The organism is Pedobacter quisquiliarum (assembly GCF_014642175.1).
Classification (GTDB): Bacteria; Bacteroidota; Bacteroidia; order Sphingobacteriales; family Sphingobacteriaceae; genus Pedobacter; species Pedobacter quisquiliarum.
This window is the reverse complement of sequence record NZ_BMIL01000003.1, coordinates 1-24246: the sequence shown is the minus strand read 5'-3', so window position 1 is coordinate 24246 and position 24246 is coordinate 1. Positions and strand designations below refer to the sequence as shown.

Genomic DNA, 24246 nt, shown 5'->3' with positions numbered 1-24246 from the left:
CCCTATTCGCTTTCATCGTAAGGAATCTGATACTTTTCCAGTCGGCGGTACAGGGCATTTCTGGTGATGCCAAGTGATGCGGCGGCTCGGGTAATCCTGTTGTTGTGGTATTTCATGGCTTGTTTCACCATTTCCGCTTCAACCTGATCTAAGGTCATGACGCCGACCTCAGGCAGACTGTTCCTGTTTTCCTTTGGCGCAGGATGTAGCTGCGATTTGAAATCTTCCACCTTCAGCTCGTCACGGAGACTAATCAGCACGGTTCGCTCCACAAGATTTTTCAGCTGCCTGATGTTACCTGGTAGTGGAAGTTCCTTAAGCCAGCGCATCGTTTGGGCTGGCACCTGAAGTAAAGGGCGGTTGTAGATCTCTTTCAAGTTGTCTATGAAGAAATTTACCAAGAGTGGAATGTCATCCTTTCGGTCCCTAAGCGCAGGCAGATGTATGTTGATCAGATTTATACGGTAGAGCAAATCCTCGCGGAAAAGTCCTGCGCTGACCATCTGGTTCAGGTCTTTGTTGGTGGCACAAACCACACGCGTGTCGACGGTTTTGGTACGGCTGCTACCAAGGACTTCATAAGTACGATCCTGTAAAACGCGGAGCAATTTCACCTGGCTGCTTGCTTCAAGGTCACCGATTTCGTCTAGAAAGATGGTACCTTTATTGGCCATCTCAAATCTTCCCATCCGGTCTATGCGGGCATCTGTAAAAGCACCGCGCACATGTCCGAACATTTCACTTTCGAACAAGGATGAGGAAATACCACCCAGATTTACTTTGACGAAGGGCTTTGACGCTCGATTGCTGTTCAGGTGAATGGCTTCCGCGATAAGTTCTTTTCCGGTTCCACTTTCGCCCGTGATTAACACGGAAGCGTTTGTTGAAGCCACACGGCCGACGGTTTCCAGGATATCGAGCAGGCCTGCATCTTCACCGATGATCTGCCTGAAATTGTATTTACGATCCAGATCTTTTCTGGTCTTTGATACTGTTCGTGCAGTTCTCAGCGTCAGAAGGGTTTCTACAGATTGCAGTACATGCTCGTTGCTCCAGGGTTTGTTCAGGAAATCGTCCGCACCGAGTTTCATGCCCTGCACCGCAAGTTCTATGCTCGCCCAGCCCGTAATCAGCATGATCGGCACGCGGGCGTTTACCTGACGTACTTTCTCGAGCAGCATGATGCCCTCCTTTCCGGAGGTATCATTAGAAAAGTTCAGGTCCAGGATGACCAGCTGCGGCGTTTCATTTACGATCATCTCGTAAGCCCTTTCCGCATGATCAGCAGTGCACACGCTGTACCCTGCTGTTTTTAGCAGCAGGGATAAGGAGGTTCTTACCGCAATATCATCATCTACGATCAGTATCATGTTATAAAAGTATAGATTTATTCTTCATGTAAAGCAGTGGCAGGGTGTATTGCTGCAGCCTGTTTGCCGGGGTAAACAGAACAAGCGATGACTAACAGGTAGATAAAAAGCACCGTCAGCAGGATTGCGTAGAGGTAGACGTTTGCCGCAACGTCAAAAACATGCAGCAACGGGAATTGCAGTGCAAAGAAGCAACCGACGATAATGGACAGCGTAGCCAGGATTAGTGATTCTGAAACGAGTTGACCGGATACGGAGGTACTACTCGCACCAATAGCCCTCCGCAATCCAATCTCACTCCGGCGCCGGTTGATGTTATACCAGAGTACGCCAAACAAGCCGAGCGCAACGTTGATGATCAAGAATCCGGCAACAATCATAAAGATGATCATGGGGATTAAAGTAACTTCATTCTTAGCGGTACGCAGGTCCTTCATGTAGGTAATCTCCACCCGCTCATTGTTGAAGCGCTGACCGAGATACTTGTATAACTTGCCTTCAAAATTTGCATCTGCAGCTTCAGTCACTTTCAGCAGAATGAAGCTGTTCCACTTGATGTCTGTCGTATCTAATGGCGTGTACATTGCCTTGCCCGATGGCAGATAGTCGCCCTCAACTTTAACATCCTGGACAACGCCGACAATACGTCGTCTGGAGGTTTTATCATGATTATCGAACAGGCGACCGACCGCGCTTTGCTTTCCAAACGCTTCAGCCTTCAACGTTTCATTGATCACGATCGGTTTAATCGCAGCGGCTGCATCTTCAGGGTAAAACCACCTGCCTTCGGTCAAATTCATTTGTAAGACTTTATGGTAATCAATACCGCTGACATAGCGATTTACGGAATTGATGACCTTGTCGCCGAGTGATACATTGGTATTCATGACACTTTGCGAGTAAGGAAAATTGGCGCTGGTGTATGCAACTTCGCGGATTTGAGGCATTGCTTTGAGTGATCGCTCCAGATCATCATAGAACAATCTGGCAGAGTCGAGCTGCTTGCTTACCTGTCTGTTATCATACGAAACGGTCCATACACGTTCGTAGTCCAGACCTTTTGGCTTCTGGTAGTTCTGGAAGTAATACACCAGAAAGGAAAAAAGGGCAAAAATGACCAGGAAGGATACTAATATTTCGGAAAGTAAGAGGAAGTTCTGCTTCCGCTTGTTCCACATAAGTTTATAGAGATGTTTAAACATGACTTGTAGGTTTTAAAATGAGGGTTATTGTGCTTTCAAAGCATTTACAACATTGAGTCTGGACATGCGCCAGGCTGGGTACACACCCGAAAGCAGACCAAAGAGCATGCAGGCCAGGAGGCTGTAAGCAAGTACGGCTGGGCTTAAGGTCAGTCGCATGTTGGAGATCAGATCAGCATGATTAATAAAGTATATTGCTATTGAGGAAAGCAGCAATCCAAGGATTCCACCGATGATGGTGAGTATCAGGTTTTCTACAATAAACTGGTAGACCAAAGTGCTGGAAGAGGCACCAAAAGCCTTTCTAACGCCGATCTCAGAAGATCTTTCCATGATCCGTGTGATATTGATACTCACCAGATTAATCGTTGGCAGCAACAGAAATATCGTCAATAATGCCAACAGCAGACCGATAGCCTTGTTTTGTCCTGAATTTTCTCCATCTCCCGTAATGCGCCGCGTAACACTTTCGAAGTAGGTATCTGCGTTCGAAAATGCTTTGTCAAATTCTTTGTCGGGTAAAGGCACCTTGCTCATCATCTGATCAAAGTCCCGCTTGAGCTGGGGTACATCATCTGGTGTTCTTGCAAGCAATACAGCGGTGCAGTTGCCTAACAACCCAACCTCATTCCATTTCTGTCTGGAAACGGTGTATGGTATGTACATATCACCTGCGAAATTGTACAAGGTTTTGGAAACGTTCTTCACCACACCAATCACCCTATAGTTGATGTTGTCTGCAGAGATATACTTGCCTACGGCCTTAACATTTGGTCCGAAGTAGTCGTCCCGGGTTTCTTCAGAGATCACAGCAACCATGTTTGCATTTTCAATATCCTGTACACCGTATGGTTTACCCTCCAGGAATTCATATTCGAGCACATTCCAGTAGTCGGCGTTGGTGTACTTGTATTCAATCACGATCTTCTTGTTGTTGATGAAAGCGTTAGAAGCTTGTGCCCCACTGGAGATCGCCATTTTTTCTACACGCTGCAGTTTGGAAACGTAGTGGTCGAGAAAGTAAAACGAGACATCACTCCGGTTTAACCAGCCCTCTTTGGAGTTTCTTAACTCCATTGTTCCGACGTACAGCGATCTTTCCCGCTTGTAATCAGGGTAATCTTCGTTGATGAATTTGTTCAGGAAAGCCACGGCGACCGTAATTACCGTCAGCGTAAAGCTGATACCGAATAAGCTGATGAAGGTGAAGAACTTCCTCCGCTTCAGTACAGCGATTGCGATTTTAAAATAGTTCTTAAGCATAGCTGGGTTTATTGTACTTGTGAACCATCAAACAGGCGTACCAGACGGTGGGTCTTTTGCGCCATACTTTCATCATGGGTAACCATTACGATGGTGGTTCCTTCATTTTTGTTCAGGTTGATCAGGATGTCCATAATCTCGTTTCCCATGGCACTGTCCAGGTTGCCCGTTGGCTCATCTGCCAGGATGATTTGCGGCTGGCCTACGATCGCCCGGGCTATGGCGACACGTTGTCGCTGCCCACCAGAGAGCTGTGTGGGAAAATGTTTGGTACGATTACTCAGGCCAACTTTTTCCAGGGCCGCTGTAGCAAGCGCTCTTCTGCTTTGGCTGCTGCTGTTGCGATATAATAACGGTAGCTCCACATTATCGAGCACCTGCAGATCGTTGATCAGGTGGTAGCTCTGAAAGATGAACCCCAGTTTCTCATTCCTGAAATTTGCCATTTGCTTATCCGAATACCGGCTGATGTCCTGATTGTCAATCTTGATCTGGCCCCTAGAGGGCTCATCGAGCAGTCCCATGATATTGAGCAGCGTACTCTTGCCGCAGCCGGAAGGCCCCATGATGGACAGGAATTCTCCTTTTTGCACGTGCAGATTGATGCCGTTGATGGCTAAGGTTTCTACCGTATCTGTGCGGTAGACCTTTTCAATATTTTCTAAGCGAATCATAATGTATATTTAATAATAAGTATTGATCAATAGCTAATCTTTTGGTTTTTCTCGAAATCGTATAGCGACAGGTACCGCAACTGGTAAAAGGCCGTCCAGAAGTCGCGCATGGAGGTTACATAATCTCTTTTCGCCCGATCATTCTCCTGGAAAGCGATACTCAAGTCTGTAATGCTTAGATTCCCCAGCACGTAGCGCTCACTTGCGATCTTGTACTTCTCTACAGCAATGCGTTCTGCCTCAGCAGTCAGCTTGATCTGCTCCTTCATCATGTTGTATAATGTTACTTCGGTGATGATTTGCTGTTTAAAGATTTGCTGGTCCTGCTGCACAGAATAGCTGATGAACTGCTCATTTGCCTGCGCGGTCTTGGTGCGCGATTTGGAACGGCCCCAATCCAGTACGGGGATGGACAACTGAATTTCCACGGACTGCTGGCTCTTTGGTGAGCGATAAACATCCATGATTCTGGTTGCGGCATTGGAAAAGCCGAGGTTGGCCCGCAGCGTTGCTTTTAGCCCATTCTCTCCCCTTGCTTTTGCCACATCTCGCTTTGCCTCCGCCAGCTTCCTTACGAAAGCAATGGCATCAGAACGGTTCTCCAATGCTTCTTTAAGCACCAGATCTGTAGACACATCGATGTTCTTGCTGGCAGCCGGCATTTCGAGGATGATCTTGTTGCTGGCATCAAGGCCTGCATAGCTGACCAGGTTTAAGGTCGCGATCTCGACATCGCGGTTAGCACTGCCCAGTGCCTTCTGTGCATTAAGTACTTCGAGCTGGAGTTGTAGAATCTCGTTTTTGGTAATCTTGCCCAGTTCGAATTTCGTTTCGGCAATGGCGGAGATCCGCCGGGTGTTTGCAAGGTTGGATTCAGCCATGTTCACATTGGCCTGTGCAAGTAACAGGTCGAAATAGTAGTCGGTAACATTGACGGCAATTTTCTCCTGGCTTTCAATGTAGGCTTGTTTGCTTTCATTGTACTTGAGTGGCTCTATTTTTTTGTCCCATTTTAAGCTATTGAATTGCAGAATAGGCTGGGTATACCCAATACCATAAGGTATCCCGTTGTAGAGCACATTATTGCGGTCGAAGTCATCGAAGCGCTGCAGTTGTGTCGTACCGTAAATTGTACCTCCCGTTGCAGCAATGCTCTGGCTAAAGTCGAGCGTGAGCGATGAATTATCGTTATGCACCGGTTGAAAAAGGATGGACCCATTTGGCTGCTGCACCTGTACATAGGTTTTGGTGTAGCCTGGCAAGATGCCGCTTAAGGCAAGCTGCGGCTGGTAGTTGGACTTGAATGTTTTCCACTCCCAGTATTTTGTTTCCTTGATGGTAACGGCCTGCTTTGCCGCGATGGAATTATTTTTTGCAAGTTCGACCACCTGCGGAAGACTGAGCCGCAGGGTATCATTCTCCCCAGGCCGCGCAGCTTGCCCAAACAGGCTTAAACCAATAAGTAGTAGCTTGATCATGACTGAAAGAATTAGTTGCTTGTGATTGGGATTTTCTGATAATTCTTGTACGTGCTCATGTCGGTTGTAATCACCGCATCCCCTGGCTTCAACCCATTTTTGATCTCGATATAATCAAAGTTACTGAGGCCAGTCTCAACGGTTCTTCGCTCGGCAACGCCATCTTTGAGCACAAAGATGTCCTGCCTTCCAGCGCCGTTAAATGCTGGACCGTTGGATACGCGCATGACCTTGGGTCGGGTTTGTGTGACGAGGAACACGTCGACTTTTTGATTCGGCCGGAGTACCTTTGCGTCCTTTTGATCAAGTCTTAGTTCGAAGGATACAATGTTATTGTTGATGGCGGGCGAGATGTTGGCGATACTTCCGCGCAGGTGACTTTCTCCGACACGGACGATGGCTGGCATGGCATTATAGATCTGGTCGAGCATGTTATCGGACATACTTCCTGCAACTTTGAAACTGCTCAGGTTGGCAATTCTAACCAGTGCCTCGCCTTCGTTGATGCTGGCGCCGATGTTCTTGTTTACCCAGGTAACCACCCCATCGCGCGAAGCGACAACCTCTGCCTTGTCGAGTTTACGTTTAAGTGCCTGCAGATCATTCTGCTGGATCGCCAGGGCAATTTCCGCTTCGCGGATCTCGATTTTCATGGTTTGCTGTTTGCTCCGGATCTCGTTTTCCAGCTGTTGTTTCTCCAGCTGTGCGACCTTTAGATCAAGCGAAGCTTTTTCCACATCTTCTCTGGTGCCGCCGCCGGCCTTTAATAAGCGCTGTGCTGCCGAGACGTTGTCTTTAAGGTTGCTGATCCGCAATTCTTTGATACTATTGTTGGATTTAATGTCGTAAAAGCTTTTTTCCAGTGTAAGCCGAAGCTTGCTGATCTCGTTTGCTTTAGATTCCATTTGAAATTGAAGGCGCTCGTATTCAGACTGGGTTGCGGACTTATCCAGGCGCAGGATGGACTGACCTTTTACGACTTTTTTTCCTGGATCTAGTAAGACCTCCTGAATGGATGCCTTGATGGGGCTGGCGAGAATTTCCTCAAATTCTGGGAGCACTTCGCCAGATGCGCTGATCGTGTTTTCAACGGCACCAAGTTCCACCTTGGAAACCAGGATGTCGCTGGAACGTAGGGAGGGCTTTAACAGGCTACGTACCACCCAGACGGTTAATAGTAATGCCAGCAGAACTCCAATAATGATGATTAATCGACGCCTCTTTTTTGTAGCAGATACCTCTACTTCGATACTCCTGTCCATTGTTTGTATTTTGAACAGGCTTTTACAAGCGGAATACCAAAGTTATATGATTGATTATCAATAGTTTACAAAATAGGTATTTCATAAAAATGCCCGATATCGAACGTTATGTTTGATATCGGGCATAAAGTAAGGGTTAAAGCATGTGTGTCAGGCGAGCGTTGATCGGTCAGCCTGAAATTCATTGATTATTGTATATAAAAGTACTTATGATTTAAATTGTTTGATTCTTTCAGGTTCATAATGCAGGCCTGGAGACAGCCAGTAAAGCAATACCATGCGGGAATAACGATAATTGAAGGGTGCAAAGACAAGAGAGGTACAGATAATTAGGCCCACGTAGTACCAGATGTTTTCCTTGCTAAGCTCCAAACCGAGGATGTACGCTGCGACACATACCGAGATCATTTCGGCGCAGTTCAGGGCATAGCTTACGAACATGGCAACGTAAAAGTAACCTGGTTCACGTTCAAACTTCAAGCCGCAGGCTTTGCAGATTTCCTGCATCTTTTGCCCTTTTACGCTGTAGGTAAAGCCAGTGAAAACATCACCCGCACGGCATCTTGGACATTTACAGTTTACTAAACCAGACCATTGTGAAATGCGGGGTATGTTGTTGTTTGTTACGTTATTTTCCATGTTGCAGTATGTTTGATTTTCTGAATTTTTCTGGTGTTATGCCTTCATGTTTTTTGAAGAACTTGATGAAATAGGAATGATCGCTAAAGTTGAGTTTATCGGCCACTTCAGCGATGCTTAAATCCAGGTTGATGAGCAGTCGTTTTGCTTCCAGTATAACCTGTTCCCGAATGAGCTCGCCAGCGGATACCCCCATGATGTCCTTACACAAGGCATTTAGGTGATTCGGCGTGATGTAGAGTAAGGCTGCATATTCTTTGGGTAGTTTGAGGGTTGTATAATGTTCTGCAATCAGCTTCTGGAAATTCCTGAATATCGTATGGTTGTATGAATTTGCAGTTACCTCAATTTTGTGGCCAGAGGCACGTTCGGCTCTGATAAAGATTTGTAACAGCAAGCTGCGAACCAGATCATCACGCAACAGGCCATTTACAGCACCCTCTTTGAGTATATCTTCAAAACTTTCGACGATGGCAGCAGCAGTATCTTCATCTACTTCGATGACTTGTTGATCGGCAATGCCGCTAAATACGGAGAAGTTATGGAAGTAGGTGTTGTTACTTAAGAAGTTGCTGAAGTAATCCTTAGAGAAGTTGATGATATAGCCATCTGGTTCAGACGCAAAGGACCAGCTATGTACCTGTCCTGGAATCATGAAGTACATGCTTGAGGGTTTTACCTCAAATTGCTTGAAGTCTATGTGGTGATGCCCGGTACCCTGGCTGAAGAAAACCAGGTGGTAAAAGGAATGCCGATGCGGGCTATGCAGGTGCGCGTGTGCCTTCGCGTAGTGTCCAAATCTACTCGCCACAAGCCCCTGGGTTTTATATTCCCTGAAGTTGTTGATGTCGTAAACTGGTATCTCGGTCTTCACATTCAAAGGTACCCAAAAAAATAGTGGGTTTATGGTAATAAACCCACTATAAATGGTACTTTTTACGGATCCGCTTATGAAAAGCGGATTGTTTACAATCTTCTGCGTTTCTTTTCCTTCAGGATCAAATTAAGCTCCCTGCTGGTCTGACCGGCCACAGAGGTGTTTTCCTGTGCTCTTCTGAAAAGGTAAGGCATAACTGCTTTGATTGGGCCGTAAGGAACGTATTTCGCTACGTTGTACTGCGCATCTGAAAGGTTGAAGCTTAGGTTATCGCTCATCCCCAACAACTGCGAGAAGTAAACATGAGGGTGGTTGTGTGGAATGTTATACTGATCAAGCAACTGGGCAAGTAGCCTGCAACTGTCTTCATTGTGTGTGCCACAAACCAGTCCGATTTCCTTGATGTTGGTAATGCAGTAATTTACACCAGCATTGTAGTCCTGATCGGTTGATTTTTTATCCGGTTGAATTGGCGACTGGTAGCCACGTTCTACTGCACGCTTACGTTCTTTCTCCATGTAAGCACCTCGGACAAGCTTTACACCCAAGAAGTAGCCCATTTCTTTTGCAATAAGGTGGTCTGCTTTGAGGTCGGCTAGTTTATCGTGTCTGTACAGCTGGTAGGTATTATAGATCAACACCCTTTCTCTATTGAACAAGCGCATCATTTCGATGGCAAGGTCATCTATGGTTTCCTGGATCCAGGATTCTTCTGCATCAATCATTACCGGCACCCCTTTTTCAAATCCAGTGCGGCATATTTTCTCGCAGCGTGCTTTAACGCGTTCGAACTCTGCAGTTTCAGTTGCATTTAATGGTTGCTTCGCGTCCAGTTTTTCGAGTAGCGCAAACCTCGCGATCCCAGTGATTTTAAATACAGTGATTGGGATTCGCTTATCTCCGGCAGCACGTAAAATGGTGCGGATGATTTCTTCACAGGTAAAATCAAATACTTCTTCTTTCTCCTCCCCTTCAACAGAATAGTCGAGGATGGTACCCACGTTCGCACTGGCAAGCTGTGCTATGGCCTTTTCGCACTCTGCAATGGTTTCACCACCACAGAACTGCTTGAAGATGGTGGCTTTAATTGCAGGTTGGATTGGTAGCCCTACATTCAGGAAGAAGTTGGTTATCGGCGGGCCCACTTTTGTCAGGAAGTTGCTGCTGATGACCTTAAACAACAAATAGGCAGCGTTGAGCTCTGCATTGCTTTTACTTCTAAAAGCAATTTCCGTATCGTCAAAATTCAGTGTTCTTTTCGGGGAAATTTCCATCTATTCGTGTTTTGGATTTCTATGGTGTTTGTGTGTTATTTTGATGTTTTTATTTGGGCATCTAATCCTTTCAGATTTGGCGTATGATCCTTATAGAACGCTGTGATTGGTATAATCATGCCTAAGTTCTACAGGAAAGTCGTGTTCAGCCCTCAAAAACGGAGGCAAAAATATGAATTCAACAGCTGCAAAAGGTAAATCCGTTTGTAATAAATTGTAAATTTGCTAAACCATGGTAGAATTTAAATTAGAAGGTGAGTTTATCCCCCTTATACAATTGCTAAAAGCAACTGGACTGGTTCAGAGCGGCGGCGAAGCGCAAACGGTTGTTGAAGACGGTTTGATCAAATATAACGGTCAGGTAGACTACCGTAAAAGGCTGAAAGTGCGTGTTGGCGACGTTGTAGATTTTATGGGTCAGCAAATCAAAGTGATCTAATGGCGGAAATCGTAAGCAACGGTCACAGCATCCATTTCGACACCGGTTTGAAACCTCTTCAGGCTTTCTTGAATGATCAAAAATATAGTAAGGTTTTCGTGTTCGCTGATGGCAACACTTCGGAAATTTGCCTACCGGTTTTTCAGTCGATGCTGGATGATTATACTGCGTTTGACCTGATTGAGACGGATCCGGGTGAGGAAAACAAGAATATTGACTTCTGTATTGGCATCTGGAAGACGCTGCTGGACTTTGAAGCGGACCGGAAGGCATTGATGATTAACCTTGGTGGTGGTGTGATTACCGACATGGGGGGATTTGTGGCTTCTACTTATAAACGCGGCATTGATTTCATCAACATCCCGACGACTTTACTCTCGATGGTAGATGCTTCTGTAGGTGGAAAGACGGGTATAGATATCGACAATGTGAAGAACATGGTGGGTACTTTTAGTTTACCGCAGGCGGTATTCATAGAGTCTGAGTTTTTGAAGACCTTGCCAGAAAGGGAGCTTCTGTCTGGCTTCGCAGAGATGATTAAACATGGTTTGATCATGGATAAGGCTTATTTTGAGGCCCTAAAGGGCATTAACTATCGTGAGGTTACCGCAGATCTTATCTTCCGCTCCGTGGAAATTAAACATGAAGTGGTGACGCAGGATCCTTTGGAGAAGGGGCTGCGTAAAATTCTGAATTTCGGGCATACGATTGGGCATGCGGTAGAGAGTTATGCTTTGAGCAACAGTAAGCAACCGCTTACACATGGCGAAGCCATTGCGATTGGCATGGTCTGCGAATCGTTCCTATCGGTGAAGTACTGCGGCCTCGCAGAACAGGAACTAGCAGAAATTACAAACTATATTAAATCTGTGTATCCAGCTTATCAGATTTCAGCGGGCAGTTTTACTGCAATTTTAGACTTGGTTAAAGCGGACAAGAAGAATGAACATGGTTATGTGTTATTTTCTTTGTTGTCTGCCATTGGCGAGTGTAAATACAATTGCAGGGTGGCGGATGAGGATTTGTTGGAAAGTTTGAAGTACTATAATGAGGCTTTTGGAGCTTAATAAGGTTTCATTAAAGGGATTTTGTTTTTAAGCTTGACCGGTGACTCTGTTTTTAAGCTTGACTGGTGACTTTGTTTATTAAGCAGCAGAGATTACATTGAGCACTTGCCTGGGGGCATTTGATCTATGACACTTGCTTCGGTTACTTGTGCGGGCATCTTTAGCACTCCATTTGCATTGCAGTCTTTAGTACTGCATTTGCATTGCAGCGCCTTGATCATACAGCAATTGGATGCGCTTGGCATTGTTTGGTGTGTGCTGATCGTACAACTGTTCAGGTTTAGGCGCATCTATGGCTTAGCACAAACTTTCTATTAACAGCGCTTAATTAATTCTTCACCTTTGAGCTGGTGTCATATTCTAAACATCTTGAAAGCTTATTTCGTCGTTAGGGCTTCGGAGCGAAGATCATTTCAGGTGAGTATACCGAAGCGGAATATAGACTATGCATGGGGGTCAGATGTTTGGCTTAATAGATTAAGTAATTGAGTTTACGATTGTTAATTTTTTGAAATTAAATATTGACAAATTAAATTTTGTTATTACATTTGGGCAGATAAGAACAAGAAATGATACTTAACAGCACATATTGGTTTGGTTACTTTTACTACTTTAGTAAGAGCCGGGACTAATATGCAATCTGATAAGATGAACTGTATATAGAAGTCCCGGCATATTGCCGGGACTTTTTTTGTTTTTAGCCATTTTGAATATGAAACGCAAATAACACAAATCATCAAATAATGAAAGCACCAAGAGTTGCCATCCAGGGTACAAAAGCCTCATTCCATGAAGCAGCGGCATTCAAGTATTTCGGTAAAGACATCGAGACGATTGAATGCGAATCCTTCAAGAAAACCTGCGAAAGCATGCAGCAGAATGAGGCAGATTACGTGGTCATGGCCATTGAAAATTCCATCGCCGGAAGTTTACTACCAAACTACACCTTACTCCGGGAATACAACTTTTCAATCACTGGTGAAGTCTATTTGCCGATCCAGCTTCACTTAATGGCACTTCCTGGAGTGAAATTCGAGGACATCAAGTATGTGACCTCCCACCCCATAGCAATCCGTCAATGCATAGATTTCTTTGATCAGTTCCCACACTTACAGGTGATTGAAAGTAGCGATACCGCGGCATGTGCAAAGAAAATCAGCGAAGAGCAGCTGACAGACACGGTTGCAATCGCCAACACCTTAGCTGCTGAATTATATGGCTTAAACATCATTGAACGCAGGATTGAGTCGAACCGCAAGAACTTCACCCGCTTTCTGATTCTTAAGCGCGAGGCGGTTGAAGAGGCACACGACATCAATAAAGCTTCTATATGTTTCCAGGTCGGAAATGCAGTAGGCACGCTGGCCAAAGTGCTTAATGTTTTCGCTGAGGAACGCATTAATTTATCCAAGATTCAATCCATGCCTGTTTTGGGCAGACGTAATGAATACAACTTCTACGTAGACATTGAATGGGAAAATTTCGACCAGTATGATCGCGCGCTTAGACGTGTGCTGAAGTACACCGTGAACTTCAACATCATGGGCGAGTACGTGAAAAATGATCAGGTATAAACGATTGCCGACTGTTGAAGGTGATTTTGACCTTAGAAGCAAGGATTGATATCACCCAACAGCAAAGACACAGCAGCAACAAGTAACAATTAAGTAAAACAAGCAGCGCAACACGCATCAGTAATGCATTGCGCACCAATAATTTAGATAAACCCACAAAAACATAAACGTCATGAAATTAAACTTAGACATCCAGCCATTAAGCAGCTGGGTTAATGTAACCAACGAACCTTTGATTATCTCTGGGCCTTGTAGCGCAGAAACGGAAGAGCAACTGCTTTCAACAGCACATTTGCTGAAAGCTACCGGGAAAGTTTCGGTATTGAGAGCAGGGATATGGAAACCACGTACCCGTCCGGGAGAGTTCGAAGGTATCGGTAGCATCGGCTTGGAATGGCTTAAAAGAGCAAAAGAAGAAACAGGATTGCCTACAGCAGTTGAAGTTGCGACAGCCAAACACGTGGAAGAGGCTCTGGCAGCAGGTGTAGATATCCTTTGGGTAGGTGCAAGAACCACTGCAAACCCATTTTCTGTACAGGAAATTGCTGATGCCTTAAGAGGTCATGATGTACCTGTATTGGTGAAAAACCCGGTAAACCCTGACCTTTCTTTATGGATCGGTGCACTTGAGCGTATCAATAACGCTGGTATCAAGAAGATTGGTGCAATACACCGTGGATTTTCATCTTTCGAGAAAAGCTCTTTCCGTAATGAGCCGATGTGGGAACTTGCGATTCAACTGAAAACGCACTGCCCTGAATTGCCGATCATCAACGATCCAAGTCACATTTGCGGAAATCGCGAGCTTATTCCTTACATCGCGCAGAAAGCGCTAGACCTGGATATGCAAGGCTTGATGATCGAGTCGCACATTGATCCTTCCGTAGCCTGGACTGACGCTAAGCAACAAGTTACGCCTGCAGCACTTGCTGAACTGGTAGAGCGTTTTTCAATCCGTCAGCCGGAATCGAAGAACGAAGCTTTTGCAGATAAACTGGCAGACCTAAGAAAACAGATTGACAAGATCGATGATCTAGTGATCCAGAAGCTTGGGGAACGTATGGCCATTGTAGAGAAAATCGGTGAATTTAAACGCGACAACAATGTAACCATTCTTCAGGTACACCGTTGGGATGAAATTATGAAGCGTCGCGGTGCTTTCGCATCAGCCTTGAAACTAGACCCGAACTTCACAGAGAAGTTTCTTGAACTGATTCATAGTGAGTCCATCAGGAAGCAAACGCTGATCATGAACAAAGATAAAACTGCTGCAACGATCGTTGAAGTTGCGCCACCTGTTCAAATCTAATTACGCTCAGCTATACTGAAAATGAATAAACAACAGGCTTTGCTTAGTTTTCCCAAAGGCACAATAATAAACGCGACCATCCGTTTGACGGGCTCCAAAAGTGAGAGTAATCGTGCCCTGATCATCGCTGCGCTAAGCAAGGGGTTGATTGAGGTGGACAACCTTTCTGACGCTGCCGATACGGTGACGCTGAACGAGATTCTACAGCGGCTTGCCAAAGATCCTTCTGCTGCATCTCCCATTGACGTGGGACATGCAGGCACGGCAATGCGGTTTCTAACCGCTTACCTGTCGACCTTAGATGGCACTTTCGAACTTACCGGATCAAAGCGCATGAAAGAAAGACCTATAAAGCTTCTGGTAGAAGCTTTATGGACGTTAGGTGCTACGATTTCCTACCTGGAAGAAAACGGTTATCCACCGCTGCAGATTAAAGGTGGCTTGAAGCAGGCCACAGACGCTGTTCAAATAAGAGGTGATGTGAGCAGCCAATACCTTTCCGCATTACTGATGATTGGTTCTTCCCTTGAAAAGGGTCTCTCCCTACAGATCATCGATGATCTTACCTCTGAACCCTACGTCCGGATGACCTTGAAAATGCTGGAGGAAGCCGGCATAAAGCACACTTGGACACAGAATGTGATCAAAATTGAACATCAGGATTTTAGCGCCGGACGACTGGTTGTGGAACCGGACTGGAGTGCTGCTTCTTATTGGTACAGCATCGCTGCTTTAGTACCCGGTGCGCAGATTGCATTGCCAAACCTGAAAGAATACAGCTTGCAGGGCGATAGCCGGATTCAGCAGCTGATGTTGGCTTTGGGTGTAAAAACCACGAGAACGGATGATGGTGTTTTGCTTCAGTCTATTTCTACATCGGAGCAGCACGCTGCAGGTTTAGGGGCTCAGGAAGTTCAAAGTTCTGCTACCGCAGCGAGTTCGTCGAATGACCCAGCGGCATCTAGCGGTAGTAATGGTACACAAAACGATCTTAGTACGCATACAAACCTCCTGGAGGATGAAAGCGGCATTATTGCTGGCGAAGCTCCAATCATGGAAATTCCTGCGTCTTCTTCGCTTCACCAAGATCAGGTCCATCGTAATCAGGATGATTCAATTATCGACTTGAAAGACTGCCCTGATCTGGCGCAAACGATCATTGTTTGTGCTGCGGCAAGGGGTTTAAATTTGAAGTTCACAGGCTTGGAAACTTTGAAGATCAAAGAAACAAATCGCGTTAAAGCATTACAGAATGAGCTTGCGAAGATCGGTGTTGAGCTTTTGGAGGATAATTTTGTTTACACGCTAAACTGCAGTAACCTGCATTTTCCGGAAAGGGTGAATATCAAAACGTACGATGATCACCGTATGGCAATGGCATTTGCGCCCTTAAGCATTTTCATTCCGCAGCTGGAAATTGAAGATATGGATGTTGTAGAAAAGTCGTATCCTGATTTCTGGAAAGACCTGCAAACTGCCGGTTTTGAAGTAGTAACGAAGTAATCAAAGATTGAGGATGTAGGGGCTAAAACATATGGCATCAAACATTGAAATCAACCAGAAGCAAACATCACCTCTATTAAATAAAAACACTTGTCTGCTTCCAACACTGAAATCAGCCAGAAGCAGACATCACTAATAATAAAAATATGGCAGGTAGCACCTTAGGACAGCTTTTCAAAATATCTACTTTCGGGGAATCACATGGCTTTGGAATCGGTGTAATCATCGACGGTTGCCCGGCAAACCTGCCCATCGATCTGGAATATATCCAATCAGAACTAGACCTCAGACGACCCGGACAGTCCAAGATCACCACACAACGTAAAGAAAGCGACACTGTACAAGTGCTTTCGGGCATCTTCGAAGGCAAAAGCACCGGAACCCCGATCGCATTGCTCATCCCGAACGAGGACCAGCGCTCTAAAGATTATTCGCACAACAAGGACGTTTACCGCCCTTCACATGCCGACTACACTTACGACGCTAAATACGGCATCCGCGACTACCGCGGCGGAGGTCGCTCATCAGCACGGGAAACTGCCGCACGTGTTGCTGCAGGTGCCATCGCAAAATTGCTACTGAAACAGCATGGCATAGCGATATTCGCACATGTCTCCGCGGTGGGAACCATAGAAGCACCAAATCTTTCTGACCTAAGCATCGATGAACTTTACCTCCAAAGGGAAGAAAACATCGTGCGATGTGCAGATCCCGCCACTGCACACCAAATGATTGACTGCATTGACCAGATCCGCAAAGAAGGTGACACCATCGGTGGAAAAGTAAGCTGCATCATCAGAAACTGCCCCGCAGGACTCGGTGAGCCTGTATTCGATAAACTTCATGCAGAGCTGGGCAAAGCAATGCTGAGCATCAATGCTGTGCACGGCTTTGAATATGGATCCGGTTTCAGCGGCAGTGAGATGCGCGGTTCCGAGCATAATGACATCTTCATTCCGGATGGTACAAATCCGAGAACGCTGACCAACTTCTCCGGAGGCATACAGGGCGGCATCTCCAACGGCATGGAAATCAACTTTCGTGTTGCATTCAAGCCTGTTGCAACCATCATGCACAACCAGCAAACCATAAATGCAGCTGGTGAAGCTTCAGAAATTAAAGGAAAAGGTCGTCATGACCCATGCGTGGTACCCAGAGCGGTAGTGATCGTGGAAGCCATGGCGGCGCTGGTACTTGCAGATCAACTCCTACGAAATAAAAACAGCCGGTTGGATTAATCCACCGGCTGTTCTAAATAAGATCTATTTTTCTAATTTATATATCTAATTGGGTATCTCTAATTTATATATCGAATTAGTATTTCTAATTAATATATCTAATTAGGTATCTCTAATTAGTATATCGAAGGATATTTAGCAGCATTATACTCGTGCATCATCTGATAAACCGCTTCCACAACATCATCCACAGAAGGTTTAGTGAAATAATCACCATCAGAACCATAAGGTGGGCGGTGTGCTTTAGCCGTTAAAGTCCGAGGTTGCGAATCCAGGTAGTAATAACCTTTCTGCACTTCCATAATCTGCTGCAGGATATATGCACTCGCACCTCCAGGTACGTCCTCATCTACCACCAACAGTTTATTTGTCTTCTGCAGCGACTGCGCACAAAGTCCGTCTGTATCGAAAGGTAACAAAGTCTGCGGGTCAATCACTTCTACTGAAATATTAAGCTTCTGCAGTTCTTCAACCGCTTCTTCAACAATTCTCAAAGTAGAGCCGTAGCATACCAATGTTACGTCCGTTCCCGACCTTAAAACTTCAGCCTTACCCAAAGGAACAGTAAACTCCCCTACGTTATCCGGCATTTTCTCTTTCAGACGGTAGCCATTCAAACACTCAATCACCAGCGCAGGTTCATCGGCACGGAACAACGTGTTGTACATCCCAGCGGCCTGGGTCATGTTGCGCGGTACGCAAACATGCAGACCTCTAAGAGAACCCAGGATCATGCCCATCGGCGACCCCGAGTGCCAAACACCCTCTAGCCTATGGCCACGGGTACGCACAATAACCGGTGCCTTCTGACCCGCTTTTGTTCTGTATGACAAGGTAGCGAGGTCATCACTTAATATGTTTAAAGCAAATAACAGGTAATCCAAGTACTGGATCTCGGCAATCGGGCGTAAGCCGCGCATTGCAAGTCCTATACCCTGCCCAACAATCGTCATCTCGCGAATACCCGTATCGGTAACCCTTAAATCTCCATATTTTGCCTGCAAACCGGCAAAGCCCTGATTTACATCTCCAATATTGCCCAAATCCTCACCGAAAGCAACCAGACGCTGATCGCGTCCAAAGTTCGCATCAAAACAAGCATTCAGAAGCTCACGACCGTCAATCATTTTCGCATCATCAGCATACTGCACAGGAGCAGATTCCACCGCGAACGGGGTATCCTTACCATCGGTAAACAGCTTAGAGTTATAACGCTCCGCATTTTCTTCCATGTGCGCGTTTACCCAGGTGAGTAAGGCATGTCTTTCAGCAGAATCATTGTTTATACTCAAGCGAAGAGCTTTCCTCGCAGCGGTAAGCAAATCCTTACGCAATGCATCAGGGGTGCTTGCCAGGCGGGCAGTAATGCGCTGGATATCCGGGTCATGCTCATTAATTGCATTAATCAAGCTAATCGCCGTTTTCTTGTCTTCCTTAATTGCATTAAGAAACTCGTTCCATGCTTCTTTCTGTGCATTTCGCACGAAAGCTTTCGCTTCATTCTCAATCAGCGAAATTTCCTCTTCTGTGGCAATAGCCGATTCAATCATCCATTTGCGCATCTGCAGAATACAATCGTATTCTTTCTCCCATGTTAGGCGAGCGGCATCTTTGTATCGCTCATGAGAACCCGAAGTCGAATGGCCTTGCGGCTGAGTAACTTCGGTGACATGGATAAGCACTGGAACATGCGATTCACGACATACGTCGATCGCTTTTTGATAGGTCTCGCATAAAGCTGGATAATCCCAACCTCTGACTTTGAAAATTTCATAGCCATTCTGCGTATCATTACGCTGAAATCCTTTAAGAATCTCAGAAATATCTTCTTTAGTCGTCTGGTATTTTGCAGGCACAGAAATACCATAGCCATCATCCCAAACAGACACCGCCATCGGAATTTGCAGTACACCAGCAGCATTAATCGCTTCAAAGAATACCCCTTCAGATGTAGAGGCATTACCAATCGTACCAAATGCAACTTCATTACCATCAACCGAAAAGTTCTTCAGGTAAGCAAGTTCAGGATTTTGTCTGTAAAGTTTTGAAGCATATGCCAGACCAACAAGTCTGGCCATTTGCGCACCTGTTGGTGCAATATCCGCAGAACTGTTCTTCATCTGCGTCAAGTCCTTCCAACTGCCGTCCTCGTTTATCGACCGGGTCGCAAAGTGACAGTTCATCTGGCGACCTGCGGAAGCGGGATCTGCTTCCAGATCTGGATTTGCATAAAGTTGTGCGAAGAAACTTTTTATGGTGGCGATGCCTGTGGCAAAAGCAAAGGTCTGATCCCGATAATATCCTGATCTCCAGTCCCCTTTCTTGAAAGCCTTGGCCATCGCGATTTGTGGAATCTCTTTTCCGTCTCCGAAGATGCCGAATTTAGCTTTCCCGGATAATACTTCCTTACGCCCTAACAAGCTGGCCTGTCTGCTTTCAACAGCAATCTTGTAGTCCTGCATTACAATCGTCTTGAAGTCTGTGAAACTTAACTCCGCAGCGTCGATTGGGTTAGTCGTAAGGTTTATATTTGGCGTCATAAGCAATAGAATTACCCGTCAAAGATACAATTTTTATAAAGTATGAATTAACCGTGCTTTGTAATATATCTATGCAGGTCTTTCATAATCAATCTGAATACCCTATTTTTGACATAAACACACGGCAATATGAAAAAGATTTTATTACTATTTACCTTACTCGTAGGCGCTACTTTCATCGCAAATGCACAATCAGCACCTGCTGAATTCAAGTTTGAGAAAGAATCTCACAACTTTGGAAAAGTGACCTTAGGCACGCCGGTATCTGTTGATTTTGTATATACCAACACCGGCGACGTACCATTGCAAATCAACAAAGTAGAGTCCAGCTGTGGCTGCACGGTATCAGAATACACCAAAACACCCGTTAAAAAAGGTGAAAAGGGATTTGTAAGGGTTACTTTCAATCCTGCAGGTGCAGCACTGCCCTTCAGCAAAATCGTAACAGTTGCTTCTAACGCCAAAACATCTACCAAAGTCCTTTACATAAAAGGTGAAACGGTTGCCAAATAGCATTTAAAAGATATTACAACATAGACCCCGTTTTTTAGCGGGGTTTTTTAATTTTGTGCCATGCCTAATATATCAGAAAAGGGAATTCAAATGCCCGCCTCACCGATCAGAAAACTAACGCCATTTGCAGATCAGGCAAAAAGAGCGGGTAAAAAAGTATATCACTTAAACATTGGTCAACCAGACATTGCAACACCTGTTGGAATGCTTGACGCCATCAAGAATATTGATTTTGATGTTTGGGCCTATACCTCTTCTGAAGGTACGTTAACCTACCGCACAAAGCTTGCGGAATACTACAACAAACTCGGTTATAACATTACCCCGGAAGACATCCTTGTAACAGTGGGTGGATCGGAAGCCATCACCATTGCCATGCAAACCTGCGTTAATGAAGGCGATGAAATCATCATTCCTGAGCCTTTCTATGCCAATTACAACGGCTTCGCCTGTATGAGTAATGTGGTTGTGAAACCAATCCTATCTCATATCGAGAACGGCTTTGCCTTACCTGCAATTTCTGAATTTGAGAAGCTGATTACCGATAAAACTAAGGCCATCATCATCTGTAACCCAAATAACCCGACCGGCTATTTATATTCAGAGGAGGAGCTTGATGCCCTAAAAGCGCTGTGCTTGAAATACGATCTTTTCTTATTCTCAGATGAAGCTTACCGCGAATTCTGCTACGACGGAAGAACTTTCATCTCACCGATGCACCTGGAAGGTCTTGATGAAAACGTCGTGATCATGGACACGGTATCTAAAAGATACAGTGCCTGCGGCGCTCGTCTGGGCTGTTTAATCACGAAAAACAAATCGGTGATCACATCAGCGTTAAAGTTTGCACAAGCAAGATTAAGCCCCGGCATGGTAGAACAAATTGCCGGTACTGCTGCTGTAGATACACCAGACAGCTATTTTGAAGAAGTAAACAAAGAATATACACTTAGAAGAGACACGTTGGTGAACAGACTGAATGCCATTGAAGGCGCATTCTGTCCAAATCCAGGTGGCGCATTCTACGTCGTTGCCAGATTACCAATTGACGATGCAGATGTTTTCTGCCAATGGATGCTGGAAACCTTCGACCTAAATGGTGGAACGGTCATGATGGCACCTGCAACTGGATTTTACTCTACCCCAGGGTCAGGTAAACAAGAAGTCCGCATGGCCTATGTACTCAACACTGCCGATCTCGACAGTGCGATGAATTGCCTGGAGGTTGCACTTCAGCAGTACCCAGGACGAACCATATAACAAGCAACATACTTTTACATGAAAAGCCCTGGCAAATGCCGGGGCTTTTTTCATGTAATGGCATTCACAAGGCTATACACTAATTTGTAGCAGTGGAGAGCGCCTTAATTCTTGCCGCAGCATGCTCATTTCCTGCGTTCAGCGCCAGAGACTTTTTGTAGTTCGCTAATGCAGCTTGCTGGTCGCCCATGATTTCAAACATTTCCGCCAGGCTATCAAATGCATTTGCACTTTTCGGGTACATACCGGCGTTCAGCTTCGCAATTGATAATGCTTCTTTAAACCGTTTCTGCGCCAACAACTGGTACGCCCATCCATTAAGCTCATTTTCCGTCGGCATAAACGTACGGTCAGCCTTTCTAAGATCACGCAGGGCTAAATCTGTCTTTTCAAAACCCGTTTTCTTCAACGCAGCGTTCAACTTCTTCAGGTTCGGAGACAAACCAAAACCATTCGCTGCTTTCATGTCCGGGATATAGAAGCCAGCAAGCTCATCTATAAATTGATCCGGATTACCCCCCATCAAATTGCTAAGCACCACGATCGACAGATCATCTTTTAAATAAACGAACACCGCAGAACGGCCACCACCCACAGGTGCAACTGCCGGGTGTGCTTCACGTGTTACGGTTGGCCACCCTAGGGCATAACCATTTGTGAGTCTGTTAAAACCGCCAATCTGACCATTGTTTAAAATTGCAGGTGTCCACATCGTCTCTATGCTAGCTTTGTCTTTCAACAACTTACCAGATTTAAGTGCAATGATCCAGTTGGCCATATCCGTTGCCGTAGATAAGATGCCAGCAGCGGTTCTATAAAACTCCGGAAACTGAATGTATGCCACCCCTGGCTTGTCGTTCCTGATGAACTGCTCGCCCTTCTGCTTGGTAAGCGTATAAGAGCCGGCTGAATTTGCAACAACATCATAAGAATCGCCAAACCTGGTTAATTTCATACCAGCAACATCGAATTGTTCTTTTTCTATAAAATTCGTGAAGTGCATGCCACTAAGCTTGGTGATGATTTGTCCAAGCAGAACATATCCCGTTTGATTGTAAATAAACTTTTCCCCAGTTTTCATCACCATAGGATGTTTCACAATTCCCGCCATGGCGAGCTGCTCATCTCCTTTACCCATGATTAGGCCATCCGCATCATCCATGTCCGGCAAACCGGAGACATGCGACAAAACCTGCTGCAGCGTGATCTGCTGCCATTCCTTTGGAAGGTCATTCAGGTGCTTTCCGAGGGGATCTGTAACTTTAAGTTTGCCCGCCTCTGCCAACTGCATGATGGCCACGCCGGTAAAAGCTTTCGTAATGGAGTTGATGGAGAAAATACTCTCAGGCGTTGCCGGAATATTATTTTCAAGATTCGCAGTTCCATAAACCGCCTGCTTCACAATCTTTCCGTCCTGCAAAATTGCCAACTGTAATGCTGGAATTTTCTTAGCTTTCATGGTCTGCTGTAAAAACACGTCAATACTATCAGAAACTGTGCTTTGAGCATTAGCATACATGGGTATCAGTGCTGTTAACAACAACGCTGAAATGGTTTTTTTGAGCAACATCATTAGATTTATTTAATTTTAGATCAAGGAAATCCAGCTATGTTACATACACCTGAAGAATCATTTCGCCCCTCCAGCCGTTCAGATTGGAGAAATTGGCTGAAAGAAAATCATCAACGCAAACAGTCTATATGGCTCATCTATGTCAAGAAAGGTCGTCAGACCCCTACTCTATCTTACAGTGATGCTGTTGAGGAAGCCCTGTGTTTTGGCTGGATTGACAGCACACGCAAGTCGCTTGGCGAAGATGAGTTCACCCAGTTTTTCTGCAGGCGCAAACCACAAAGTGGCTGGTCGAAGGTAAACAAGCAGAAAGTACTCGATCTAATCGATCAAGGCTTGATGACCAAGGCCGGCTTGGATTGCATTGAAGCAGCCAAGCTGAATGGCTCCTGGACTTTGCTCGACGAAGTTGAGGAACTTTTAATCCCTGCCGATCTGGAGGCCGCGCTACAAGCGCATTCAGGTGCTAAAAACTTCTTCCTAAGCTTAAGCAAATCAACAAGAAAACAGATTCTCCAGTGGGTGGTATTTGCCAAACGTCCATCAACCAGAGAAAATCGCATCAAAGAGATCGTCTCCGCATCAGCGGAGCAGCGCAAACCCAAATTATAGCACCCAATTAATTAAGCAAGAAACAACCCTGTAAATTTGGCATAATTGATTTCTGGCATAATTGTGGTATATTTGTACCTAGAAAGTGGTTGAAGTAGTTAAGCAACACTATTCCACGCATACTGGGGCCGTTTTGGATTTGACAGGGTGGAGCTAAGTATGTTAGCATGCAGTGCGTTGTACGGTGAGCACTTAAAAGAGAACGTTCAAACTATAATTGGCGAAAATAACTACGCCTTAGCTGCCTAATTTAGAATTACGCTAGCTTTTGTTCCTCTAACTGCTGCATTGTTAGGTTAGAATCAGGAGCATCGAAATAACAATGCTGGCGACTGCCAGGTACGGGGCAGCCGTGAGATAAAGTACCTAAGGAGAAAGGCAAGGTAGGTTTCCGGCCCGTCTGATCCCGACAAGAAAATGGAAAATAAGCATGTAGAAGGCATAATTTATCACACAACTGGACAAGGGTTCGAACCCCTTCGGCTCCACAAACAAAAAGGGATGATTTAACAAGAGGCCACTGAAAAAGTAGCTCATTAATTAGAGACATTTCGAGCGATCAAGTAAAAAGTAACTTTT

At 45.3% G+C, this 24246-nt stretch carries 20 protein-coding genes and 1 other RNA gene; 10 read left to right on the top strand and 11 right to left on the bottom strand.

Going from position 1 to position 24246, the window contains the following annotated elements; genetic code table 11:
- Positions 1–2: 2 nt before the first annotated feature.
- The 9 genes from IEW69_RS04845 to IEW69_RS04805 all read right to left on the bottom strand — a co-directional run bounded on the left by IEW69_RS04845 (position 3) and on the right by IEW69_RS04805 (position 10039).
- A complete protein-coding gene (locus IEW69_RS04845) occupies positions 3–1370 on the bottom strand; it encodes a sigma-54-dependent transcriptional regulator (protein ID WP_188625709.1) in 1368 nt (455 codons plus the stop codon).
- A 17-nt stretch (positions 1371–1387) separates the two neighbouring features.
- Complete coding sequence (locus tag IEW69_RS04840; protein ID WP_188625708.1) at positions 1388–2572, bottom strand: ABC transporter permease; 1185 nt, start codon at positions 2570–2572, stop codon at positions 1388–1390.
- Between the two features lie 24 nt (positions 2573–2596).
- Positions 2597–3835, bottom strand: a complete 1239-nt coding sequence (locus IEW69_RS04835; RefSeq protein WP_188625707.1) for an ABC transporter permease — start codon at positions 3833–3835, stop codon at positions 2597–2599.
- 8 nt (positions 3836–3843) lie between these two features.
- Positions 3844–4509: an ABC transporter ATP-binding protein gene (locus IEW69_RS04830; RefSeq protein ID WP_188625706.1), complete on the bottom strand. Its 666-nt coding sequence runs from the start codon at positions 4507–4509 to the stop codon at positions 3844–3846.
- Positions 4510–4535: 26 nt separating this feature from the next.
- Positions 4536–5987 (bottom strand): TolC family protein, encoded by a 1452-nt coding sequence (locus IEW69_RS04825; RefSeq protein ID WP_188625705.1) that lies wholly within the window; start codon positions 5985–5987, stop codon positions 4536–4538.
- Between the two features lie 11 nt (positions 5988–5998).
- A complete protein-coding gene (locus IEW69_RS04820; protein WP_188625704.1) occupies positions 5999–7249 on the bottom strand; it encodes an efflux RND transporter periplasmic adaptor subunit in 1251 nt (416 codons plus the stop codon).
- Between the two features lie 207 nt (positions 7250–7456).
- The gene (locus IEW69_RS04815) at positions 7457–7888 is read right to left on the bottom strand and encodes a DUF983 domain-containing protein (RefSeq protein WP_229663517.1); all 432 of its coding nucleotides are present in this window, start codon (positions 7886–7888) and stop codon (positions 7457–7459) included.
- The gene (locus IEW69_RS04810; RefSeq protein ID WP_188625703.1) at positions 7878–8762 is read right to left on the bottom strand and encodes an AraC family transcriptional regulator; all 885 of its coding nucleotides are present in this window, start codon (positions 8760–8762) and stop codon (positions 7878–7880) included. The genes IEW69_RS04815 and IEW69_RS04810 overlap by 11 nt, the downstream gene beginning before the upstream one ends.
- Positions 8763–8854: 92 nt before the next feature.
- A complete protein-coding gene (locus IEW69_RS04805) occupies positions 8855–10039 on the bottom strand; it encodes a proline dehydrogenase family protein (protein WP_188625702.1) in 1185 nt (394 codons plus the stop codon).
- A gap of 232 nt (positions 10040–10271) precedes the next feature.
- Here IEW69_RS04805 and IEW69_RS04800 point away from each other — a divergent pair, with 232 nt between their 5' ends.
- From IEW69_RS04800 to aroC, 6 genes are all read left to right on the top strand, one after another.
- Positions 10272–10478 carry an RNA-binding S4 domain-containing protein gene (locus IEW69_RS04800; protein WP_188625701.1) on the top strand — a complete coding sequence of 69 codons (207 nt, stop codon included), beginning with the start codon at positions 10272–10274 and terminating at the stop codon, positions 10476–10478.
- Positions 10478–11545: a 3-dehydroquinate synthase gene (gene aroB / locus IEW69_RS04795; protein ID WP_188625700.1), complete on the top strand. Its 1068-nt coding sequence runs from the start codon at positions 10478–10480 to the stop codon at positions 11543–11545. Before IEW69_RS04800 ends, aroB begins: the two co-directional genes overlap by 1 nt.
- Before the next feature lie 743 nt (positions 11546–12288).
- Positions 12289–13119 (top strand): prephenate dehydratase, encoded by an 831-nt coding sequence (locus tag IEW69_RS04790; protein ID WP_188625699.1) that lies wholly within the window; start codon positions 12289–12291, stop codon positions 13117–13119.
- Between the two features lie 172 nt (positions 13120–13291).
- On the top strand, positions 13292–14428 hold the full coding sequence (locus tag IEW69_RS04785) for a chorismate mutase (protein WP_188625698.1): 1137 nt from the start codon (positions 13292–13294) through the stop codon (positions 14426–14428).
- Positions 14429–14449: 21 nt separating this feature from the next.
- A complete protein-coding gene (locus tag IEW69_RS16895) occupies positions 14450–15931 on the top strand; it encodes a carboxyvinyltransferase (protein WP_229663516.1) in 1482 nt (493 codons plus the stop codon).
- A 146-nt stretch (positions 15932–16077) separates the two neighbouring features.
- Positions 16078–17169: a chorismate synthase gene (gene aroC, locus IEW69_RS04775; protein ID WP_188625697.1), complete on the top strand. Its 1092-nt coding sequence runs from the start codon at positions 16078–16080 to the stop codon at positions 17167–17169.
- A gap of 116 nt (positions 17170–17285) precedes the next feature.
- Here aroC and IEW69_RS04770 read toward each other — a convergent pair whose 3' ends face one another.
- Positions 17286–19709: an alpha-ketoacid dehydrogenase subunit alpha/beta gene (locus IEW69_RS04770; RefSeq protein WP_188625696.1), complete on the bottom strand. Its 2424-nt coding sequence runs from the start codon at positions 19707–19709 to the stop codon at positions 17286–17288.
- A gap of 129 nt (positions 19710–19838) precedes the next feature.
- On the opposite strand from IEW69_RS04770, the gene IEW69_RS04765 reads away from it, so the two are divergent.
- Positions 19839–20222 carry a DUF1573 domain-containing protein gene (locus tag IEW69_RS04765; protein WP_188625695.1) on the top strand — a complete coding sequence of 128 codons (384 nt, stop codon included), beginning with the start codon at positions 19839–19841 and terminating at the stop codon, positions 20220–20222.
- A 60-nt stretch (positions 20223–20282) separates the two neighbouring features.
- Positions 20283–21482, top strand: coding sequence for a pyridoxal phosphate-dependent aminotransferase (locus IEW69_RS04760; RefSeq protein WP_188625694.1), 1200 nt, complete (start codon positions 20283–20285; stop codon positions 21480–21482).
- Between the two features lie 79 nt (positions 21483–21561).
- On the opposite strand, the gene IEW69_RS04755 is transcribed toward IEW69_RS04760, so the two are convergent.
- Positions 21562–23055, bottom strand: a complete 1494-nt coding sequence (locus tag IEW69_RS04755; RefSeq protein ID WP_188625693.1) for a serine hydrolase — start codon at positions 23053–23055, stop codon at positions 21562–21564.
- A 36-nt stretch (positions 23056–23091) separates the two neighbouring features.
- Here IEW69_RS04755 and IEW69_RS04750 point away from each other — a divergent pair, with 36 nt between their 5' ends.
- Positions 23092–23667, top strand: coding sequence for a YdeI/OmpD-associated family protein (locus tag IEW69_RS04750; protein WP_188625692.1), 576 nt, complete (start codon positions 23092–23094; stop codon positions 23665–23667).
- A gap of 124 nt (positions 23668–23791) precedes the next feature.
- Positions 23792–24158: a transfer-messenger RNA gene (ssrA, locus tag IEW69_RS04745) on the top strand.
- Positions 24159–24246: the final 88 nt, after the last annotated feature.

Bases quoted from the DNA above. Each gene is read 5' to 3' on its own strand.
- IEW69_RS04845 (WP_188625709.1), bottom strand. From the start codon at position 1,370: ATGATACTGATCGTAGATGATGATATTGCGGTAAGAACCTCCTTATCC.
- IEW69_RS04840 (WP_188625708.1), bottom strand. From the start codon at position 2,572: ATGTTTAAACATCTCTATAAACTTATGTGGAACAAGCGGAAGCAGAAC.
- IEW69_RS04835 (WP_188625707.1), bottom strand. From the start codon at position 3,835: ATGCTTAAGAACTATTTTAAAATCGCAATCGCTGTACTGAAGCGGAGG.
- IEW69_RS04830 (WP_188625706.1), bottom strand. From the start codon at position 4,509: ATGATTCGCTTAGAAAATATTGAAAAGGTCTACCGCACAGATACGGTA.
- IEW69_RS04825 (WP_188625705.1), bottom strand. From the start codon at position 5,987: ATGATCAAGCTACTACTTATTGGTTTAAGCCTGTTTGGGCAAGCTGCG.
- IEW69_RS04820 (WP_188625704.1), bottom strand. From the start codon at position 7,249: ATGGACAGGAGTATCGAAGTAGAGGTATCTGCTACAAAAAAGAGGCGT.
- IEW69_RS04815 (WP_229663517.1), bottom strand. From the start codon at position 7,888: ATGGAAAATAACGTAACAAACAACAACATACCCCGCATTTCACAATGG.
- IEW69_RS04805 (WP_188625702.1), bottom strand. From the start codon at position 10,039: ATGGAAATTTCCCCGAAAAGAACACTGAATTTTGACGATACGGAAATT.
- IEW69_RS04800 (WP_188625701.1), top strand. From the start codon at position 10,272: ATGGTAGAATTTAAATTAGAAGGTGAGTTTATCCCCCTTATACAATTG.
- aroB (WP_188625700.1), top strand. From the start codon at position 10,478: ATGGCGGAAATCGTAAGCAACGGTCACAGCATCCATTTCGACACCGGT.
- IEW69_RS04790 (WP_188625699.1), top strand. From the start codon at position 12,289: ATGAAAGCACCAAGAGTTGCCATCCAGGGTACAAAAGCCTCATTCCAT.
- IEW69_RS04785 (WP_188625698.1), top strand. From the start codon at position 13,292: ATGAAATTAAACTTAGACATCCAGCCATTAAGCAGCTGGGTTAATGTA.
- IEW69_RS16895 (WP_229663516.1), top strand. From the start codon at position 14,450: ATGAATAAACAACAGGCTTTGCTTAGTTTTCCCAAAGGCACAATAATA.
- aroC (WP_188625697.1), top strand. From the start codon at position 16,078: ATGGCAGGTAGCACCTTAGGACAGCTTTTCAAAATATCTACTTTCGGG.
- IEW69_RS04770 (WP_188625696.1), bottom strand. From the start codon at position 19,709: ATGACGCCAAATATAAACCTTACGACTAACCCAATCGACGCTGCGGAG.
- IEW69_RS04765 (WP_188625695.1), top strand. From the start codon at position 19,839: ATGAAAAAGATTTTATTACTATTTACCTTACTCGTAGGCGCTACTTTC.
- IEW69_RS04760 (WP_188625694.1), top strand. From the start codon at position 20,283: ATGCCTAATATATCAGAAAAGGGAATTCAAATGCCCGCCTCACCGATC.
- IEW69_RS04755 (WP_188625693.1), bottom strand. From the start codon at position 23,055: ATGATGTTGCTCAAAAAAACCATTTCAGCGTTGTTGTTAACAGCACTG.
- IEW69_RS04750 (WP_188625692.1), top strand. From the start codon at position 23,092: ATGTTACATACACCTGAAGAATCATTTCGCCCCTCCAGCCGTTCAGAT.